A 17,022-nucleotide genomic window follows, 5' to 3' on the forward strand; every position below is an offset into this window, starting at 1 on the left:
GGAATCCGCTACCCGTCTGCGAGGTCCGCTACCCGGAATCGGCTAGCGAGGTGTGCGGCGGAGTAGCGGATTTCGCGGGGCGGGCGGGCCGGGCGGGTGGGGCGGGGCGGGGCGGGCGGGCAGCCCGGCGCGGACGCGGGACTCAGCCCACGGGCACTCCTGACCGAATGACCCAGTAGGCGGCCCCGAGCACCGCGCCGATCACCATCGCCGGGCCGAACGCGATGCCGCTCTTGGCTCCGACCCGCCCGGCCGCGAGCAGCACCAGCGCCACCGCCGCGTTGATCACGAAGGCCGCGAGGGTGCCCGCCATGACGGCCGGCCACCCCAGCCAGCCCAGGAACGCCCCGAGCACGCCGGACAGCTTGACGTCCCCCAGGCCCAGCCCGGACGGGTTGATCAGGGCCAGGACGAAGTAGAGCGCCAGCAGCACGGCCGCGGCGGCGGCGGCCCGGCCGAACGAGCCCCAGACGTCGAACATCCCGGCCGTCACCGCCAGCCCGCCCAACACCACGGGGTACAGGGGCAGGACGATCGCGTCCGGCAGTCGGTAGACCGCCAGGTCGATCGGCACCAGCAGGGCGCACGCCACGGCCAGTGCGACAAAGGCCGCCAGGTCGGCCCACCCCAACGCCAGGTACGCCGCGCCGTAGCCCCCGGCCGCGGCCAGCGCCACGTGCAGGCCACTGCGCAGCCACCGGGAGTCGGAATCGGCGAGGGAGCGCATCCACCGCCCGAGCAGGGCGGCGGCCAGCCCGGACACCACGGCCGTGGCCACGGCAATCACGAAGAGCATGTCAGGAGAACGCCTCCATCATGTTGATCGCGGTGGGTCCGAGCAGCACGATGAACAGTACGGGCAGGATGCACAACATGAGCGGGAAGATCACCTTGACCGGCACCTGCTGGGCCTTCTCCTCCGCCCGCTGGCGCCGCTTGAGCCGCATCTCGGAGGCCTGGGTGCGCAGGACGTCGGCCACGGAGATGCCGTAGGCGTCGGCCTGGATGATCGCGCGGACGAAGCGCCGCAGGTCGGGCACGTCGGTCCGGAGCGCCAGCGACTCGTAGGCGGTGCGGCGGAGCTGGCCCACCTGGATCTCCTGCAGGGTCCGGATGAGTTCGTGGGCGAGCGGGCCGAATGCTCTGGACAGACGCCCATTAGTCAGGAATGCCTTGGGCCGCGGCCTGGCGTGGTCTGGACACGGCGGCGGGGCCGTGGTGTCCCGCGGGCTCACTTGCCCCGCGGCACCCGGCCCATGAGGTAGAACTCCGGGTTCGGCCGCATGTCGGTGGCGTTGGCCACCCGGTTGCTCAGGCCGAAGAGCCCGGCGATGGAGACGATGTCCCAGGCGTCCTCGTCGTCGAGCCCGTGCTCGCGCAGGGCCGCGAAGTCGGCGTCGCAGAGCTCGTCCGAGCGGAGGTTGACCGTGGTGGCGAAGTCGCAGATGGCCCGCTCCCGCGGGGTCAGGTCGGCCTTGCGGTAGTTCACCGCCAGCTGGTCGGCGATGAACGGGTCCTTCTTGACGATCCGCAGGATCGCGCCGTGCGCCACCACGCAGAACTGGCAGTTGTTCTGCCCGGAGACGGTCACGATGATCATCTCCTTGTCCGCCTTGGACATGTTCGAGCCCTCACGGTCCATCAGGGCGTCGTGGTAGGCGAAGAACGCGCGCCATTCCGCCGGGCGGCGGCCGAACATCAGGAACACCTCGGGGACGAACCCGGCCTTCTCCTGCTCGGCGAGGATGCGTTCCCGCAGGTCCTCGGGCAGATCGGTGAGTTCAGCAAGGGGGTAGCGATCGGACATCCGGGCCTCCGGGGGTGGTCGGGTGAGGGGGGTCACCTCAGCGTAGGGCGCGCACCCGGGGTTCGGCTCACACTGCGGATCAAGGTTCCCCCGCGCCCGCACCCGCGCCCGCACCCGCGGGTGGACGTCGCGCATCGACCCGCGCACGGCGGCTGAAGGGGCCAGGTCCCGGGTCAGGAGTCGCGGAGCCGGCCCCAGACGTGGACGTGCTCGATCTCCACCCACGCGTCCACGCGGGCGCGGTGGCGCACCGGGTACGGCCCGCCGGTGTAGTGCGTGCTCAGCGCATCGATGCCGGAGAGGTCCGGGTCGTCGGCGATCTCCACCACGCGCCCCTGGATGCTCACGTGGGTGTACCAGTCCTCGGAGGCGATGACCGACAGCGCCACCCGCGGATCCCGGCGGATGTGCTGAAGGCGCACCCGATCGGCGTCGAGGTTCAGGTGGATCCGGTCGCCGTCGACCAGGCGATACCAGGTGGGCACCGTGACCGGGGAACCGTCCTTGCGGAGGGTGGCCATGACCGCCGGGTTGGGCTTCATCAAGAGGTCGCGGACGTCGGGGTCGAGCGGCGTGGCGCTCATGACAGCAGATCCTGGGCGGCCTCGCGGCTGGCCTCCACCGGTCGCGGCCCCACCGCCTCGCCCGCCGGCAGGAACCGGCCGGCCGCGAACTCGGCGCCGTAGCCCGGCGCGAACTCCCCGTCCTGCCACACCACCCGGCCTCCGATGATCGTCGCCGCCACCGCCCTGTCGTTGCGGTTGACCATCCGGCGGATCCCGCCGAGCTCGGGCATGGCCTCCTCGTGGTACTCGAGGGACTCGCCGTCGAGCCCCGACGGGTCCATCACCACCACGTCGGCGCGCCGGCCCACCTCCAGTCGCCCGGCATCGAGGCGGTAGAAATCGGCCAGCTCGCCGGTGAGCTTGTGGACCGCCTCCTCGGTGGTGAGGAAGGGCGTGCCCGCGCGCTGCGCCTGGTAGACGCGCTCGAGCAGGCGGACGCCGAAGTTGTAGAAGGCCATATTGCGCAGGTGCGCGCCGGCGTCGGAGAAGCCGATCGTCACCCCCGGCGTCCGCGCCAACCGGTTGGCCACCTTCTCGCGGGCGTTGGCGATGGTGGTGGTCCAGCGGAAGTCGGACCCGTGCTCCACCACCAGGTCGAGGAAGCAGTCGGCGGGATGGAGCGACCGTGCGCGGGCCACGTCCCCCACGGTCCGCCCCACCAGTGACTCGTCGGGGCAGGCGACGATCAGCGCGTCGTCGAAGTCGCGGTGCCACACCCGCGGGCTGAAGCGCTTCTCGAAGTCCTGCCGGAACCAGCGGCGGTAGTTCTCCTGCTCCAGCAGGTCGGTGCGGGCCATCTCGTCCTTGAGGTGGAGGGCCTCGCGCCCCGAGCCGAACTCCTCGAACACCACCAGGTCGATCCCGTCGGCCCACACCTTGAACGTGGTGGGCAGGTGCTGCCACACGAACCTGCCCCTGCCCAGGGTGTTGGAGGCCCAGGCGATGGGCCGGAAGATGCGGTTGACCCACGGCTCGGCGAGGGTGTCCGCGGCGGCGAGGAGCGAGACCCGCAGGGGCTTGCGGAAGAGCCCGGTGCTGGTGGCGGCGTAGAAGGCCACGTCGACCTTGGTGTTGAGGTTGGGCACGCCCTGCAGGACACGGTCGCGGCCGCGCAGCAGCCGGCTGACGCGGCGGAACTCCTTCCACGACGCGTGGGTGGAGGGCAGGGTCCGCGAGCGGTAGCGGTCGCCGTCCATCTTGTCCCAGGGGTTGGTCATGGTCGACACGCCGATGAAGCCGGCGTCGAGCGCGGCGGTGATCCGCCGGTCGATCTCGCGCAACTCCTCGCGGCTGGGGGACTGCTTGGGGTCGGTCGCCCGGCCCAGGCCCATGACCGAGCCGCGGACGTCGGAGTGGCCGAGGAAGCTGGCCACGTTGGGCCCGAGCGGCAGGTCCTCCACCGCGCGCCGCCAGGCCGCCGGGTCGGACCAGGTCTTCTTCTGCTCGAGCGCCGCCAGGACGGCGTCCCGGGGCAGGGCCTCGACGCGGCTGAAGAGGTCGGCCACGTCGACGGTGCCCGAGTAGACGCCCGAGATGGAGCAGTTGCCCACCAGGACGGTGGTCACCCCGTGGCGCACCGACTCGCCCAGGCCCGGGGAGACGAGCAGTTCGACGTCGTAGTGGGTGTGGGTGTCCACGAACCCCGGCGTGACCCACCTGCCCTCGGCCTCCACCACCCGCGTCCCGGCCGAGACGGGCAGGGGGTCGGGGCTGACCGCCGCGACCACTCCCGCGCGGATCCCGACGTCCGCCCGGACGCCGGGGGCCCCGGTGCCGTCGAACACCGTTCCGCCGCGGATCACCACGTCGAAGTCGGTGCCGCCCGGGCTGGTGTGGTGCGTGGTGTCCACGAGGCACTCCCTCACGTAGTGATCCGGAGCTTGTGATCCGGAGCACACATCGTCCCACAGGGCTCAGACAGTCGTCCACGTCCAGCTCCGCGGTGCGACGGGCGTGTCGGTGGGCGGGAGTAGCGTCTGTGCCCATGACCACACGCACGGAGCGCCTCGACGGCCTGCCGTTCACCCGCAAGCACCGCAAGCTCCTGCTCGGGTCGGGCGTGGGCTGGGCGCTCGACGCCATGGACGTCGGCCTCATCTCGTTCGTCATGGCGGCGCTGGCCGTCCACTGGTCGCTCAGCCCCACGGAACTGTCGTGGATCGGGTCCATCGGGTTCGTCGGCATGGCCATCGGGGCGGCGCTCGGCGGGTTGCTCGCGGACAGGATCGGCCGGCGCCAGGTCTTTGCCGCCACGCTCCTCATCTACGGGCTCGCGACGGGGGCCGCGGCGCTGTCGACCGGAGTGGCGATGCTCATCGCCCTGCGCTTCGTCGTGGGACTCGGCCTGGGCGCCGAACTGCCGGTGGCGTCCACGCTGGTCAGCGAGTTCGCGCCGCGCAGGGTCCGCGGCCGGGTGGTGGTGGCGCTCGAGGCGTTCTGGGCGGTGGGCTGGATCATGGCCGCGCTCATCGGGTACTTCGTGGTGCCGACCGGCGACGACGGCTGGCGCTGGGCGCTCGCCGTGGGCCTGGTCCCGGCCGCGTACGCGCTCGTGGTGAGGTTCGGCCTGCCCGAATCGGTGCGGTTCCTCGAATCCAGGGGTCGTCACGACGAGGCCGAGCGGATCGTCCGCGACTACGAGGCCTCCGCCGGCGTCGAGCCGCCGCCCGCCCGGGCGGAGGGCGCCCGGTCCGACCCCGCCCGGTCCGAGCCCGCCGAGCCCACCGAGGCCGCCGGGCCCGCCGAACCCCGGGAGTCCATCTGGTCCCCGCGGTTGCGCGGGCGGACCGGGGCGCTGTGGATCGTGTGGTTCGGGATCAACTTCTCCTACTACGGCGCGTTCATCTGGCTGCCGAGCCTGCTGGTGTCCCAGGGCTTCGACCTGGTGAAGTCGTTCGGTTACACGCTCGTCATCACGCTGGCCCAGCTGCCGGGCTACGCGGTGGCGGCGTGGCTGATCGAGGTGTGGGGCCGGAGGGTCACGCTCGCGGTGTTCCTGGTCGGCTCGGCGGTCGCGGCGGGCCTGTTCGGGCTCGCGGACTCCCCGGCCACCATCATCGCCGCGGGCATGGCGCTGTCGTTCTTCAACCTCGGCGCGTGGGGCGCGCTGTACGCGATCGGTCCCGAGCTCTACCCCACCACCACCCGCGGGTCCGGCACCGGCGCGGCAGCGGCGTTCGGGCGGATCGCCTCGATCCTCGCGCCGCTGCTCGTGCCGTTCCTGCTCGACGCGGGTGACACGGTGCTGGTCTTCGGCGTGTTCGCCGCGGCCTTCGTCGTGGCCGCCGTGGCCGCTTTCACCCTCCCGGAGCGCAAGGGCGCCGCGCTCGAGGAGGCGTGAGCCCGGCCCACGCCCCGCGCCCCGGTCAGCCCCGGGTCTCCCGCCCGTCCCCCAGCTCGCGGATCCGCTCGGTCGCGGCGCGCAGCCGGTCCTCGCGCGCCTGCTGATCGGCCTTCTTGATTTTCTCGTAGGTCTTCTCGTCCGAGTCCGAGTAGCGCAGCACCAACCGCGGCAGGCCCAGCGTGACGATCAGCGACGGCCACACGATCCACGCGTACTGCCAGTCCACGACGATCTGCAGCACGAGGAACGTGATGAGCGTCAGGCCGATCACCACTCCGTCGAGGGACTCCACCAGCTTGCCGCGCTTGCGGAGGTCCGCCAGGTCGGCGTCGGCGTCGCGCAGGGCGGGGGTCGGGGGGCCGGACGAGTACGACGACGACGAGACCGTCATCTCCCCACCGCCCGCCGTGGCCGACCGGACGATCAGGCCGTCGACCGAGGTCAGGGGCACACCGCCGGGCAGGTCGCGGAAGGCGCCGTCCAGCTGCGCGAGGGTCCGCGCCGCGGCCACGTCGCCGGAGCGGGCGTGGAATTCCGGGTCGTCGAGTCGTCCGGCTGCGTAGTGGTCCCCGAGGGCGGTCAGGGCGTGCAACCGCTCGGCGTCCGAGAGCAGGAGGTCGTCCGGTTGGGTCATGGGACAACGGTAGAACCGCCCGCCCCGCGACGCCATAGCCGTGTCACATTCTGCGGTGCTCCACAGGTCGGTGCTTTCTCGAGCGCTACGCGGGCACCCACATGGCCATCTCGTTGCCGCCGGGTTCGCGGAAGTGGAACCGGCGCCCGCCCGTGAAGTCGAACGGGCCGAACGTCACCGTGCCGCCCGCCGCCTCGACCCGGGCGCGGGCCTCGTCGAGATCGGCCACCCGGATGACCATCAGGGGGGCGGGGGACTGCTCGTGGGCGTCGCCCTGGACGCCCACGTCGATCCCGCCGCCGAAAAGGTGGGTGTAGGACTGCCCGTACACCGTGGGTGTCCAGCCGCAGACCGCCTGTAGGAACTCGGAGGTCGCCGACATCGACGTGCTGGGGAACTCGACCAACGTGATCTCGAGAGGGGTGCTCGGGTGCATGGCCACGAATGTACGTCCGCGCGCGGCTTCGTGACAAAGATTCGGCGCGAGGCGGGTTCGCTGCCGGGCCGCCGGCCCGCCGGGCAACCGGGCAACCGGGTCGCCGCGCGGTCAGGCTCGGGCGGCGTCCCAGCGGGCGAGCAGACCCGCGGCGGCCGCGCGCGGATCGGGCGCGGCCATGATCGCCGAGACCACGCAGACCCCGTCGAGCGCGGTCGCGGCCAGCCGGCCCACGGTCGAGGGCCCGATCCCGCCGATCCCCACCGCCCGGACCCCGGCCCCCGCCCCGCCACGGCCTGGTGTGCGGTGCGCGTGCGCGGCCCGGGCGATCCGGTCGGCGCCCTCCGGGCCGAGGGCGGGCGCGGTGTCGGTCTTGGTCGCGGTCGACCACACCGGGCTCACCCCGACCACGTCCGGGGCGGGACCCGGCCCGGCCAGCGCCGCGGCGAGCTGGGCGTCGGTCTCGATCGAGAGTCCGAGCATCAGCCCGTCCGGCAACCCGGCGCGGGCCGTCGCCAGGGGCACGTCCCCCTGGCCGATGTGCAGGTGCAGCCCCAGCTCGCGCGCGACGTCCATCCTGTCGTTGACGAACACCGGCACGTGACGGCCCGTCTCGGCGGACGCGCTCGCGACCGCGGCGCAGACGGCGAGGGCGCGTGACGCGAACTCGTCGTCGTCGCACTCCTTGTCCCGGACCTGGACCACACCCACCCCGCCGAGCACGGCCTCGTAGACGATCCCCGGCACCGCGTCGCGCCCGCCGCCGAGGTGGGGATCGGTGACCAGATACAGGCGCCAGTCGACGACGACGGCGTCGTGGGGCCGGGGCGCCGCGGTCACGGGGTGGCGTCGAGAAGGGTGACCGAGTCCGCGATCTCCTCGGGGCTGAGCGTGTACAGCGCGTCGAGCCACGCCACCGAGAACAGCCCGGGACCGGCGGCGACGCGACCGGCGGCCGATCCCGCGGCCCCGGCGTGGGCGTGGGCGGCGACCACCGCGTCGTGGTCGGGGATGCTGGCCGCCCGGGCCGCGCCGAGGTAAGCCGCGGTGAGCGCCCCGAGCGCGCAGCCGGTGCCGATCACCCTCTGCAGCAGCGGGTGCCCGGACGTGATCCAGGTGGCGGTGGTGGACCCGGCGGTGGTGGAGACCACCACGTCCCGGGGTCCCGTCACCGCGACCACGCCCCCGGTGCGCTCGGCGAGCAGCAGCGCGGGGGCCAGCGCCACGTCGACGTCGTGGGTCGAGTCCACCCCGCGGCCGCCGGCGCCGGCCCCGGCGAGGGCGATGGTCTCCGAGGCGTTGGCCCGGATCGCCGCCGGTCCGTGGTCGAGCCACCCCGTGGCCAACCGCGTGCGCAGTGTCAACGCCCCCACCGCCACCGGGTCCAGCACCCACGGCGTGCCGTGCTCGCGCGCGGAGGCGACGGCGGCGTGCATGCCCTCCACCTGCTCGGACGTCGGGTTGCCCACGTTGATCAGCACCCCCGAGGCGATCGCGGCGAAGTCGCCGGCCTCCTCCGGGTGGTCGACCATCGCGGGGGCGGCGCCGGCCGCCAGGAGGACGTCGGCGGTGATCTGGCGGACCACCGAGTTGGTCAGGCAGTGCACCAGCGGCTCGGTGCGACGCATCACCGAGACCAGGCGGGCGACGTCGACGGAGCTGGAACTGGAGCCGGAACCGGGAGCGGACATGCCCCCCAGTGTGCCGCCCCCGCCGGGCGCGAGGCGGAATAGGCCCCGCACCGCCCGGGTTGGACCGGGCATGACCCCCTCCTCCCCGCTGCCCCTGTCCGTGATCGACTTCGCGTCCGTCCGCCCCGGGCAGTCGGTCGGCGAGGCGCTGCAGGACTCGGTGGCGTTGGCGCGGAAGGCGGAGGAGCTGGACTACGCGCGGGTGTGGTACTCCGAACACCACAACATGGCGTCCATCGCCTCGTCGGCACCGGCGGTGCTCATGGCGCACATCGCGGCACGGACCGAGCGGATCCGGCTGGGCTCCGGCGGAGTGATGCTGCCCAACCACTCGCCCATCGTGATAGCCGAGCAGTTCGGCACGCTCGCCGAACTGCACCCGGGGCGCATCGACCTGGGCCTCGGCCGGGCCCCCGGCACCGATCCGCAGACCCTGGCGGCGCTGCGCCGCGAGCCGTCGGCGGCGGAGAACTTCCCGACCGACGTGAGGGAGCTGCAGGCGTTCCTCGGCGACACCCCGTCGGACCTCGCCCGGACCCGCGGCATCGTCGCCGTCCCGGGTCGCGGCACCAGGGTGCCGCTGTACATCCTCGGCTCGTCCCTGTTCGGCGCCCAGCTCGCCGCCGCGTTCGGGCTGCCGTACGCGTTCGCCTCGCACTTCGCGCCGGACGCGCTCGAGCAGGCCTCGGCGGTGTACCGCGAGCGCTTCGAGCCCAGCGAGCAGCTGTCCGAGCCGTACATGATCGCCGCGGTCAACGTGGTGGCCGACCACGACGCCTCGCGCGCCGACCGCGAACTCCAGTGGTAGCGCCGCCAGCGCGTCAAGCTCATGGTCGGTCGGGGGCGCGAGTTCTCCGACGAGGAACTGGACATGGTGATGGAGTCCGCGGCCGGTCGCCAGATCCTGCACATGATCCACTACACGGCGGTCGGTGACGGCCCCGCGGTCCGCGGGTACCTGCGCGACTTCGCCCGTCGCGCGGGCGCGGACGAGCTGATGATCGCGCCCGTCGGGTCCACCCGCGAGCGTGTCCACGGCTCGCTCGAGGTGCTGCGGAAGGCGTGGAGTGACTGACGTCTCCGCAGGCGGGTGCGCTTGGTCACGAATTCACCGTCGCGTGGTCCCAGAGGTGGTTGGCGCCCACCGAACCAGCCTATAGTTGATCCATGGCCATCTCTGATGTAGGCGAGTACGCCCATCTCTCTCCCGAGCAGGTCGAGGAACTGGGGCGGGAGCTCGACGCGATCCGGGCGGACGTCATCGCCTCGCGTGGGGAGCGCGACTTCCGCTATATCCACGGCGTGATCCGCATGCAGCGCGGGATCGAGCTCGGCGCCCGGGCGATCCTGTACATCGGGGCCCGGAACCGCACGGCGTGGGTCCTGGGGACCGGCGCGCTGGCGGTGGCCAAGATCCTCGAGAACATGGAGATCGGGCACAACGTCCTCCACGGGCAGTGGGACTGGATGAACGATCCGGAGATCCACTCCACCACGTGGGAGTGGGACCTGGTCGGCAGCTCGGCGGACTGGAAGCACACCCACAACTACCTGCACCACAAGTACACCAACATCGTGGGGATGGACGACGACGTGGGCTTCGGCGTCCTGCGGGTCACGCGCGACGTGCCCTGGGAGCCCAGGTACTCGGCGAACCTGTTGGTCAACGCCATCCTGATGGCGGGTTTCGAGTGGGGGATCGGCCTGCAGAACGTCCGTTTCCAGGACGCGTTCCCGGGGTCCGGGGCGACCCCCGCGGACAGGCGCGTCGCCGAGGCGTTCCTGAAGAAGGCGGGAAGCCAGGTCCTCAAGGACTACATCCTCTTCCCGGTGCTCGCCGGCCCGTCGGGGCGGCAGGCGTTCACCGCCGCGGTCACCGCCAACATCCTGCGCAACATCTGGACGAACGCCGTGATCTTCTGCGGCCACTTCCCGGACGGCGCGGAGAAGTTCACCTCTAAGGATGTAGAGACCGAGACGCAGGCGGAGTGGTACCTGAGGCAGATGCTCGGGAGCGCCAACCTCGACGGCGGCCCGGTCATGAACCTCCTCTCGGGCAACCTGTCGTTCCAGATCGAGCACCACATGTTCCCGGACCTGCCGTCCAACCGGTACTCCGAGATCTCCCTGCGCGTGCGCGAGCTGTGTCAGCGCTACGACCTGCCGTATGTCAGCGGGCCCCTGTGGAAGCAGTACCTCCAGTCCTGGCGGACCATCGCGCGGCTCTCCCTGCCCGACCGCTACCTGCGTCGGTCCGCCGACGATGCGGCCGAGACGCGGAGCGAGAGGATGTTCGACCGGATGCCGCCGATGCCGGGCCTGGCGACCGCGCTGGCCTCGTTCCGCAAGGGGCGCGCCCAGCTGGCCCGCTGACCCTCTTTGGCAGACTGTCCGGCATGTCGCTGAACAGCATGCTCGACGCCGCCGCGAGAGGCGGAACCGTCGAGGTCGAGGACGGGTGGACACAGGGTAGGGCCATCTACGGTGGCCTCACCGGGGCGCTGCTGCTGGCCGCGATCAAGGGTCGGCTGCGCGGCTCCTCCGGGGACGACCCCCGTGGGTCCGCCCCGCACCCCCTGAGGTCGATGACGGTGTCCTTCATCGGGCCCGCCACCACCGGCGCCGTCGAGATCGACGCCGAGGTGCTGAGGGTCGGCTCCAACGTGGTCCAGTGCCAGGCCACCCTGCGGCAGGGGGGCGAGCTCGTCGCCACCGCGCTGGCGGCGTTCGGCCGGCACCGCGAGTCGTCGATCTCCGTGACGCCGACCCACCCCATGCCCGGCATGCCGGCGGCGGAGTCGATCGAGGCGTTCCCGTACATCGAGGGCCTCACCCCGGAGTTCTACCGCTTCGTCGAACTACGCCAGGTGGGCGGCTCGGTGCCGTTCAGCGGGGCCGGGTCCAGCGGTCTCTCGGGCTGGTCGGCGCTCCGGGAGCCGCCGGAGGAGTTCCACGAGGAGCACCTCGTGGTGCTCGCGGACGCGTGGCCGCCGGCGACCATCCAGATGCTGTCCGGCTTCGCCCCGGCCAGCAGCCTGACGTGGACGCTCGAGTTGGTCGCGGAGATCGGACCGGACACCGTCCCCGCGGGGGCCGTCCTCGCCTACGAGGCGACCACCGACGCGGCGCGCGACGGCTACGCGCACACCCACGCCATGATGTGGCACCCGGACGGCTCCCTGATGGCGATCAGCCGCCAGACCATCACCGTGTTCGGGTGAGGTCCGGCGGCTGAGGATCAGTCGACGGGGCGGGCGTCAGCCGGCCGCGCGGGAGGAGCGGCGACGCTCGCCACCGCGGGACTGGCCCGCGGCCTGTCCGATCGAGTGCTGGGCACCGGTCCGCTGGCCGCCGCCCGAGCGCTGTCCGCCCGTGCGCTGGCCACCGGATGCCGGACGGCCCGAACCCTGGGCGCCGTCGGCCTGTCGGCGCTGGCCGCCGCGGCCGTCCTGGCTCCGGGGCTGGCTCCGGGCGCCCTGGCCCTGTCCCTGACCCTGGCGCTGACGGTTCTGGCTCTGCCGGCCCTGCCCGCGGTCCTGGCGGGCCTGGCCCCGACCCTCCGGTTCCACGTCCCCGGGGACGTGGGCGGGCGGCTCGGGGGCCTCGGCCAGCGCGGTGGCGGCGTTCGCGCCCACGGGGAGCACGATCTCGCCGGCGGTGACGCCGGCCGATCGCAGGAGCGATCGCACCTCGCGGACCTGATCCGAGGTGGCGACGGTGACCACGGTGCCGACCGCACCCGCACGCGCGGTGCGGCCCGAGCGGTGGACGTACGCCTTGTGCTCGGCCGGCGGATCGGCGTGGACGACCAGCCCGACGTCGTCGACGTGGATGCCGCGCGCGGCGATGTCGGTGGCCACGAGCACGGTCGCCTGACCGGAGGAGAACGCGTCGAGATTGCGGACGCGCGCGTTCTGCGACAGGTTGCCGTGCAGGTCCACGCTGGACACGCCGCGGCCGGTGAGCTGCTTGGCCAGCCGCTTGGCGCCGTGCTTGGTGCGCGTGAACATGACGGTCCGGTCGTGCGCCTCGGCGAGGTCCGCCAACGCGCGGACACGGTCGTCCGGGTCCACGTGGAAGACGTGGTGCGCGGTCGCGCCGGGGGTCGCGGAGCCGTCGTCGACCTCGTGCACGACCGGGTTGTCGAGGAACTTCTTCACCAGCTTGTCCACCCCCTGGTCGAGGGTCGCGGAGAAGAGGAGGCGCTGGGCGCCCCGGGGCGTGGCCGCGAGGATGCGGGTGACCCCGGGCAGGAACCCGAGGTCGGCCATGTGGTCCGCCTCGTCCAGGACGCTCACCTCGATGGAGTCCATGCGGCAGTGCTTCTGCCCCATGAGGTCCTCGAGCCGGCCCGGGCAGGCCACCACGATGTCGACGCCGCGGTCGAGGGCGGCCACCTGGCGGCCCTGGGTGACGCCGCCGAAGATCACGGTGGTCCTCAGGCCCATGGCCTCGGCGAGCGGTGCCAGGGTCTCGTCGATCTGGCGGGCGAGCTCGCGGGTGGGCGCGAGGATCAGGCCGCGCGGCGCGTTGCGGGTGCGCCGGCCACCGGCCGGGGCGGAGGCCGCGAGCCGGGTGACCAGCGGGAGGCAGAACGCGTAGGTCTTGCCGGAGCCGGTGCGGCCACGGCCGAGGACGTCGCGCCCCGACATGGCGTCGGGCAGCGTGGCCGACTGGATGGGGGGGGGAGAGATGATGCCGCCGCCCGAGAGGACGTCGAGCAGGGGGGAGGGCACACCGAGGTCGGCGAAGGTACGAGACAAGGAGGAAACTCCGTAAATAGTGATGGCGTCTTGCCCGGCGCGCTCCTGGAACACACGCCGCTCTGGGCGGCGTGCCCGGTGCGCGACCACGGGGAGGTCGACAACCGACGCGGCCCGAGGCAAGAGTGGTGCGGGCCGACCTGTCCACCCTACGCACACCGGGGCCCGATACCCCAGCCTCCCGGCACAAGTGTGACGAGGGACCCACGGCCGCCACACCGCCGGTGGCACGATGGCAGGCGTGCGCCCCGACCTCTCACTGCTGCGACGCCCGGACCTGGGTTCGGTGCTGCTCGGCAGCGAGGAGCAGTCCACCCGCCAGCGGACCCTGCGTGTCCGGGTGCTGCTCGCGCTGACCCTTCTAGCGGCGAACTTCGTCGGTGTGGCGGTCGCGACCGTCCTGATCCTGTTCGTCCTCCCCGGCCCCAGGCTGGCGTCCAGGGAGTTCCTGGTCCCCACCGCGATCGTCGTCCCCGTGTACGTGTCCCTGGCGATCATCGTGGGAGGGGTCTGGGTCCGCAGCGCCGTCTACCGCCGAGTGCGCTGGTTCCTCGACGGTCGCGAGCCCACCGGGAGCGAGCGGGTCGGCACGCTCCGGGTGCCCGCCCGCATCACGCTCATCCAGGCCTTCCTGTGGCTGCTCGGCGCGGCCGTGGTCACGCCGGCCTTCGGGATGGTCGACCCCGAGGCGGTCCCGTCGGTGGGCTTCACGGTGGTCTTTGCCGGGATGGTCGTGTGCGGCGCGGCGTTCCTGCTCTCCGACTTCGGCCTCCGCCCCATCGCCGCGGTCGCCCTGGCCGGCGGCCCAGCCCCCCGCGCCCGGTTCCTCGGGGCGCTGACCCGGGTCCGGGTGGCCTGGGCGGTCGGCAGCGGAGTCCCCATCGTGGGTCTGCTCATCGTGGCGGTCTACACCCTGGCGGGTCGGGCGCTGACGCTGGAGAGGTTCGCCGTCATCGTCCTGGCGCTCGGCGCGACCTCCCTGCTGGCGGGCTTCCTGCTCATCTCCCTGGCCACGGGCTCCATGCTCGGGCCGCTCCGCAGCGTCCGGTGGGCGATGGAGGACGTCACGGCGGGGAGGCTGTCCCGGCGGGTGGTGGTCTACGACGGGACGGAACTCGGCGAACTGCAGCGCGGGTTCAACCGGATGGCCGCCGGCCTGGAGGAGCGCGAACGGCTCCGCGACCTGTTCGGTCGCCACGTCGGTCGCGACGTCGCCGAGGCCGCCGAGCTGCGGGACCCCGAGTTGGGCGGTATCGGCACCCGGGTGGGCGTGGTGTTCGTGGACATCATCGGATCCACCGAGATGGCCTCGAGGACCGAGGCGGCGGAGGTGGTCGAGGTGCTCAACCGGTTCTTCCGCGTGGTGGTGGACACGGTCGATGAGTACGACGGCGTGGTGGACAGCTTCCTCGGCGACGCCGCCCTGGTGGTGTTCGGCGCGCCCCGCCCCATGGACGACCCCGCCACCGCGGCCCTGGCCTGCGCCCGCGCCCTCTCCCGGCGCCTCCCCGACAGCGTGCCCGGGTGCCGGGCGGGGATCGGGGCGTCCTTCGGGGACGTCGTGGCCGGCTACGTCGGCGCCGCCGACCGCTTCGAGTACACGGTGATCGGGGACGCGGTCAACGAGGCGTCCCGGTTGTGCGAGCTGGCCAAGGACCAGCCCGGGCTCGTCCTGGCCTCCGGGGCCGCCGTCGCCGCGGCGGACCGCGCCGAGGGTGGGCGCTGGGACGCGATCGGCTCGGAGGTGGTCCGCGGCAGGACCCGGCCCACCGAACTGCGCGTGCCCAGCGGCCGCTGACACAGCCCGTCGTCCAACGCAGCCCGGCGTCCAACGAAGGGCGGCGTCTAACGAAGGGCGGCGTCTAACGAAGGGCGGCGACTAACGAAGGGCCACGTCCTTCCCGCCCAGGGCCACCTCGAGCCCGTCGGGCACCACACGGGCATCCTCGATCACCACTCCCTCGGGGAGCGAGGCCACGGTCGAGTCGACCGTGGCGGTGATGCCGGAGAACAACCCGTCCGGCAGCGGGAATCCGAGCAGGGAGGTCTGCTGCGGGGTCAGCGTGAGGCGCCCGTCGGTCACCCCCGGGGCGACCCCGATCTCCGCTATGCCCCCGATGTCCGCCCGCAGTAGTCCGGATCCCGCATCGGGGCGGACCGATCGGACCTCGGCGAGGCCGGCGACGGGCGAGCCCGCGACGGGGTTGCCCTCCGCCGCGGCCGCGGCGAGCTGCGCGCCGCTCAGCGTGGCGACGCCGTCCGCGGTGGCCGCCAGAATCGCGCCGTCGACCAGGCGGACGGAGCGCCCGGTCACGTCGATCCGCGGCACGGTGGCGTCCCCCGGAGAGGTCAGGCGGACGGTGTCGACGGCCTGCGTGGTGGCCAGGTCCCAGAGGATCGGTGTGGCCCCGAACTCCACCGTCACCGGCGCGCCGAGCCGGGCCGACGCCTCGCGCTCCGCCCGGTCCGACAGGTACCAGCGGGTCCCGAACTCAGCGGCCACGACCAGCCCCACCAGCAGGATAAGGAGCAGGAGCAGGGAGCACCCGCACCCGCCTCGTCGGCGGCCCCGCCGTCCGTTCCGGTCGATCGGATCTCGTCGCGTCATCCCCGTATCGTGCCGGACCGCCCGGTCGGGGGCCACCGGCGGACCGGTTGCGCACCCGGGGGAGCAGGCCCCACGATCGGGGCATGACCGTGACCCGGGACGCACGGACTGAGGGCGCCGGGCCCGGGTCGGACAGAGGCGGAGGGGGTGCACGGATGATCGGCATCTACGTCCACAACCGTGGGCGCGGTCACCTCCACCGGGTCCTCCCGGTGACGGACGCGCTCCGGGATCGCGGATACGACGTCACCCTGCTCCTGACCGGGCCGCTCGAGGACACGCTGCACCCCGTCGGCGTCCGGGTGATCCATCTCCCCGGCGGGGAGGACGGTGACGAGTGCCCGGAGGAGCCCGTGCTGGCCGCCCGTCGCGCCGCCGTCGCCTGGATCGACCACGCACGGCCCCGTGCGTTCTGGGTGGACTCCTCGCCCGCGATGTCGCTCGCCGCCCGGTTGACCGGGATCCCCATGGTCAGCACCCTGCCGCCCGGGGTCCGGGTGGACGAACCCCACCGCCTCCGTGTCCGCGCCGCGCAGGGGCTGATCGCGGCCTGGCCGCCCGGCGCGCACGAGGCCACGCTGGCGCGGACGGAGAACAGGGTGTCCGAGATCGGCGGGGTCTCCAGGTTCGAGCAGCGTGACCGCCAGCCGCGGGATCGTCGTCGTCGACCCCGGGTGGTCCATCTCAACGGTTCGGGTACCGGCGGGGACCACCGGTTCTGGCGGGCGGTCCGGACCGCCGTCGGCGCCCTCGGCGTGGCCGAGTGGACGGAACTCGGCGGGCCGGACGGGTCGTGGCACGAGGATCCGTGGCTGGAACTGTGCTCGGCCGACGTCGTGGTCACCGGGGCCGGTCAGTCGTCCGTCGCCGACGCGGCCTGCGCCGACGTCCCGCTCGTGGTGGTGCCGGGACGTCGTCCGTTCGGGGAACAGGACGCGACCGCCGCCGCGCTCGACGCCATCCCCGGGGCGTCGGTCATGCGGTACGGCGACGGGCCGACGGCCGTCGCGCGCGCGGTCAGCGCCCAGGTCGCCCGCTGCCGCGACGGGGAGCCCGCCGGGATCAGGACCCGGTGGGGCGTGGACGGTGCGGCGTCCCGTGCGGCCGAGGTGATCAGGGCGACGACGATGACGACGACAACGCCGCCGCCGACGGCAACGCCGCCAACGACAAC

At 73.0% G+C, this 17,022-nt stretch carries 16 protein-coding genes and 1 pseudogene; 6 read left to right on the forward strand and 11 right to left on the reverse strand.

Going from position 1 to position 17,022, the window contains the following annotated elements:
• Positions 1–142: 142 nt before the first annotated feature.
• The 5 genes from Q0444_RS08585 to Q0444_RS08605 form a co-directional block, all read right to left on the reverse strand.
• Positions 143–796, reverse strand: a complete 654-nt coding sequence (locus Q0444_RS08585; protein WP_299022975.1) for a prepilin peptidase — start codon at positions 794–796, stop codon at positions 143–145.
• Between the two features lies 1 nt (position 797).
• Positions 798–1,091, reverse strand: a complete 294-nt coding sequence (locus tag Q0444_RS08590; RefSeq protein ID WP_299022983.1) for a type II secretion system F family protein — start codon at positions 1,089–1,091, stop codon at positions 798–800.
• Positions 1,092–1,231: 140 nt separating this feature from the next.
• Positions 1,232–1,807: a peroxidase-related enzyme gene (locus tag Q0444_RS08595; protein ID WP_291085247.1), complete on the reverse strand. Its 576-nt coding sequence runs from the start codon at positions 1,805–1,807 to the stop codon at positions 1,232–1,234.
• A 173-nt stretch (positions 1,808–1,980) separates the two neighbouring features.
• Positions 1,981–2,391, reverse strand: a complete 411-nt coding sequence (locus tag Q0444_RS08600; RefSeq protein ID WP_291085249.1) for a PPOX class F420-dependent oxidoreductase — start codon at positions 2,389–2,391, stop codon at positions 1,981–1,983.
• Entirely contained in the window at positions 2,388–4,223 is a 1,836-nt protein-coding gene (locus Q0444_RS08605) for an amidohydrolase family protein (RefSeq protein ID WP_299022986.1), read from the reverse strand. The genes Q0444_RS08600 and Q0444_RS08605 overlap by 4 nt, the downstream gene beginning before the upstream one ends.
• Before the next feature lie 134 nt (positions 4,224–4,357).
• On the opposite strand from Q0444_RS08605, the gene Q0444_RS08610 reads away from it, so the two are divergent.
• Positions 4,358–5,713: an MFS transporter gene (locus Q0444_RS08610; protein WP_291085257.1), complete on the forward strand. Its 1,356-nt coding sequence runs from the start codon at positions 4,358–4,360 to the stop codon at positions 5,711–5,713.
• A 25-nt stretch (positions 5,714–5,738) separates the two neighbouring features.
• Here Q0444_RS08610 and Q0444_RS08615 read toward each other — a convergent pair whose 3' ends face one another.
• From Q0444_RS08615 to thiM, 4 genes are all read right to left on the reverse strand, one after another.
• Entirely contained in the window at positions 5,739–6,350 is a 612-nt protein-coding gene (locus Q0444_RS08615; RefSeq protein ID WP_291085261.1) for a DUF1707 domain-containing protein, read from the reverse strand.
• An 85-nt stretch (positions 6,351–6,435) separates the two neighbouring features.
• On the reverse strand, positions 6,436–6,786 hold the full coding sequence (locus Q0444_RS08620; RefSeq protein WP_291085263.1) for a VOC family protein: 351 nt from the start codon (positions 6,784–6,786) through the stop codon (positions 6,436–6,438).
• A 111-nt stretch (positions 6,787–6,897) separates the two neighbouring features.
• A complete protein-coding gene (locus tag Q0444_RS08625; RefSeq protein ID WP_291085265.1) occupies positions 6,898–7,626 on the reverse strand; it encodes a thiamine phosphate synthase in 729 nt (242 codons plus the stop codon).
• Complete coding sequence (thiM, locus tag Q0444_RS08630) at positions 7,623–8,477, reverse strand: hydroxyethylthiazole kinase (RefSeq protein ID WP_291085267.1); 855 nt, start codon at positions 8,475–8,477, stop codon at positions 7,623–7,625. Before thiM ends, Q0444_RS08625 begins: the two co-directional genes overlap by 4 nt.
• A gap of 70 nt (positions 8,478–8,547) precedes the next feature.
• Between thiM and Q0444_RS08635 the strand changes: the two are divergent.
• The 3 genes and pseudogenes from Q0444_RS08635 to Q0444_RS08645 all read left to right on the forward strand — a co-directional run bounded on the left by Q0444_RS08635 (position 8,548) and on the right by Q0444_RS08645 (position 11,698).
• A pseudogene (locus Q0444_RS08635) lies at positions 8,548–9,552 on the forward strand (LLM class flavin-dependent oxidoreductase).
• 92 nt (positions 9,553–9,644) lie between these two features.
• The gene (locus Q0444_RS08640; protein WP_291085271.1) at positions 9,645–10,850 is read left to right on the forward strand and encodes an acyl-CoA desaturase; all 1,206 of its coding nucleotides are present in this window, start codon (positions 9,645–9,647) and stop codon (positions 10,848–10,850) included.
• A gap of 23 nt (positions 10,851–10,873) precedes the next feature.
• Complete coding sequence (locus Q0444_RS08645) at positions 10,874–11,698, forward strand: thioesterase family protein (RefSeq protein ID WP_291085273.1); 825 nt, start codon at positions 10,874–10,876, stop codon at positions 11,696–11,698.
• A gap of 36 nt (positions 11,699–11,734) precedes the next feature.
• On the opposite strand, the gene Q0444_RS08650 is transcribed toward Q0444_RS08645, so the two are convergent.
• The gene (locus tag Q0444_RS08650) at positions 11,735–13,240 is read right to left on the reverse strand and encodes a DEAD/DEAH box helicase (protein ID WP_299022989.1); all 1,506 of its coding nucleotides are present in this window, start codon (positions 13,238–13,240) and stop codon (positions 11,735–11,737) included.
• A 232-nt stretch (positions 13,241–13,472) separates the two neighbouring features.
• Between Q0444_RS08650 and Q0444_RS08655 the strand changes: the two genes are divergently transcribed.
• A complete protein-coding gene (locus Q0444_RS08655; RefSeq protein WP_299022990.1) occupies positions 13,473–15,038 on the forward strand; it encodes an adenylate/guanylate cyclase domain-containing protein in 1,566 nt (521 codons plus the stop codon).
• 81 nt (positions 15,039–15,119) lie between these two features.
• Here the strand turns inward: Q0444_RS08655 and Q0444_RS08660 are convergent, their stop codons facing one another.
• Entirely contained in the window at positions 15,120–15,848 is a 729-nt protein-coding gene (locus Q0444_RS08660; protein ID WP_299022991.1) for an LmeA family phospholipid-binding protein, read from the reverse strand.
• Between the two features lie 155 nt (positions 15,849–16,003).
• On the opposite strand from Q0444_RS08660, the gene Q0444_RS08665 reads away from it, so the two are divergent.
• Positions 16,004–17,022 (forward strand): glycosyltransferase (locus Q0444_RS08665; RefSeq protein ID WP_299022992.1); only part of this gene is annotated, 1,019 nt, incomplete at its 3' end.

Source organism: uncultured Dietzia sp., assembly GCF_937873725.1.
GTDB lineage: Bacteria > Actinomycetota > Actinomycetes > Mycobacteriales > Mycobacteriaceae > Dietzia.

Bases quoted from the DNA above. Each gene is read 5' to 3' on its own strand.
- Q0444_RS08585 (WP_299022975.1), bottom strand. From the start codon at position 796: ATGCTCTTCGTGATTGCCGTGGCCACGGCCGTGGTGTCCGGGCTGGCC.
- Q0444_RS08595 (WP_291085247.1), bottom strand. From the start codon at position 1,807: ATGTCCGATCGCTACCCCCTTGCTGAACTCACCGATCTGCCCGAGGAC.
- Q0444_RS08600 (WP_291085249.1), bottom strand. From the start codon at position 2,391: ATGAGCGCCACGCCGCTCGACCCCGACGTCCGCGACCTCTTGATGAAG.
- Q0444_RS08610 (WP_291085257.1), top strand. From the start codon at position 4,358: ATGACCACACGCACGGAGCGCCTCGACGGCCTGCCGTTCACCCGCAAG.
- Q0444_RS08615 (WP_291085261.1), bottom strand. From the start codon at position 6,350: ATGACCCAACCGGACGACCTCCTGCTCTCGGACGCCGAGCGGTTGCAC.
- Q0444_RS08620 (WP_291085263.1), bottom strand. From the start codon at position 6,786: ATGCACCCGAGCACCCCTCTCGAGATCACGTTGGTCGAGTTCCCCAGC.
- thiM (WP_291085267.1), bottom strand. From the start codon at position 8,477: ATGTCCGCTCCCGGTTCCGGCTCCAGTTCCAGCTCCGTCGACGTCGCC.
- Q0444_RS08640 (WP_291085271.1), top strand. From the start codon at position 9,645: ATGGCCATCTCTGATGTAGGCGAGTACGCCCATCTCTCTCCCGAGCAG.
- Q0444_RS08645 (WP_291085273.1), top strand. From the start codon at position 10,874: ATGTCGCTGAACAGCATGCTCGACGCCGCCGCGAGAGGCGGAACCGTC.
- Q0444_RS08655 (WP_299022990.1), top strand. From the start codon at position 13,473: ATGGCAGGCGTGCGCCCCGACCTCTCACTGCTGCGACGCCCGGACCTG.
- Q0444_RS08660 (WP_299022991.1), bottom strand. From the start codon at position 15,848: ATGACGCGACGAGATCCGATCGACCGGAACGGACGGCGGGGCCGCCGA.